Origin of the sequence: Nocardioides sp. (assembly GCF_036401255.1) — a bacterium.
Lineage (GTDB): Bacteria > Actinomycetota > Actinomycetes > Propionibacteriales > Nocardioidaceae > Nocardioides.
Map to the genome: position 1 here is coordinate 1 of NZ_DASWVI010000398.1, position 1,812 is coordinate 1,812.

1 pseudogene is annotated in these 1,812 nt (G+C 72.4%); it reads left to right on the forward strand.

Going from position 1 to position 1,812, the window contains the following annotated elements:
• A pseudogene (locus VGD85_RS18570) lies at positions 1-1,812 on the forward strand (hypothetical protein); the annotation flags it as partial.

A 1,812-nucleotide genomic window follows, 5' to 3' on the forward strand; every position in this document is an offset into this window, starting at 1 on the left:
GAGAGGACAAGCCCGAGACCCCCGCCGAACCCAAGACAGAGCAGCAGCCGGTCGACCCGCCGGCCGAGGAGACGCCCCCCGTCCCCGAGACCGAGGCCCCGGAGACCGCCGCGCCCGAGGTCCCGCAGGCCGAGGAGCCGACGGCGCCGGCCGCCGACGTCGACCAGGTCGACGACACCGACGACTCGATCCTCGAGGCGCCCTGGGTCCTCGCCGGCCTCACCGGCGGGGGCGTGCTGCTGTCCGGAGCACTGCTGATGGCGCTGCGCTCGCACCGGCGCTCCGCCTACCGGAACCGGCCGCCAGGTCGAGCGATCGCCGCCCCGCCGCCCGAACTGGCGCCAGTGGAGATGACCCTGAACGCGACCGGTGCCACCGCGGCCGCCACCGTCGAGTTCGCCGACGAGGCCCTGCGACGCCTCGCGGCCGCGGTCGGCGCCCAGGGCACCACGATGCCGCCGCTCGCCGCAGTGGAGCTCGCGCCGGGCAAACTGACCTTGCACCTGAGCGCGCCAGCCGCGGTCCCGGGTCCCTGGGTGGGCAGCCCCGACCAGACCCACTGGCACGTCAGCACGGACACCGCGGTGGAGGACCTCGGCCCCGACACCGGCAACGTCGAGCCGCCCTACCCGCTGCTGGCCACCATCGGCATGAGCGACACCGGCGAGACCTGGCTGCTGAACTGCGAGGAACTCTCCACGCTGACCATCAGCGGCGACCCCACCTACGGCCGCGACTTCGCCCGCCACCTCGCCGCCCAACTGGCCATCAACCCGTGGTCGCGCCGCGTCCAGGTCGACTGCATCGGCGTGGCCGAGGAAACCGTCGCCATGGACGAGCGGATCACCTACTACCCGACCGGTGCGGCCGGGACGCCCGCGACCGCGGAGATCCTCGCCGCCGCGGTCACCACCGTCGACCGAGCGAACCGACACGACACCGACGTGTCCACGGCCCGCACCGGCAGCGTCGACGACGACACCTGGCCCGCCAGGATGCTACTCCTCGACGCCGCAGCCGGAGACCCCGACGACCTCGACCAGCTGCTGCAACTGGTCAACGACCACGTCGGACAGTCCGCGACCTCCATCGTCGTTGCCGGCGAACGCCCGAACACCCCCGGCGCGGTGCTGCACATGACCAACACCGGTCGCGTCGTCCTCGAGCACGCCGGCCTCAACCTCATCGCCATCGGCCTCACCAGCGACGAAGCCCGCGGCTGCGCCCTGGTCTACGCCCAGAGCGAGACCCCGCAGTACGTCGACACGCCCGTGGACGAGACCGCCACCGACGGCTGGGAGGCCTACACCGACTCCTCCGGAGCTCTGCGCCGCGAGTACACCCTGCCCCGCAACACCCCCGGGGGAGCCGTCGACGAGCCGCTGTCCTCCCTGCTCGAGGACGAGGACGAGGAGTACATCCGCGAGAGCCCGATCGTGAAGGAGGACCTCGAGGCCCTCGCGCCCAAGGTGCCCGCCCACGTCCGCGCCGAGGTCGAGGAGAAGGACCCCACCCTCGACCAGGACATCGCCGACTGGTTCTCGCCCAACTGCGACCGCCCGCGCCTCACCCTGCTCGGCCCGGTCACCGCACGCACCCACGGCAAGGCACTCGCCAAGCGCAAGCCCTACTTCACCGAGCTCCTGGCGTTCCTCGCCCTGCACCGCAAGCACGGCGCCACCCGCGAGCAGATCCGCGAGGCCTTCTCCATCTCCGACGGCAAGGTGCGCGACTACACCAACATCGTCCGCGACTGGCTCGGTCCTAACCCCCGCACCGGCGAGGACCACCTGCCCTACGCGGACAAGGCAC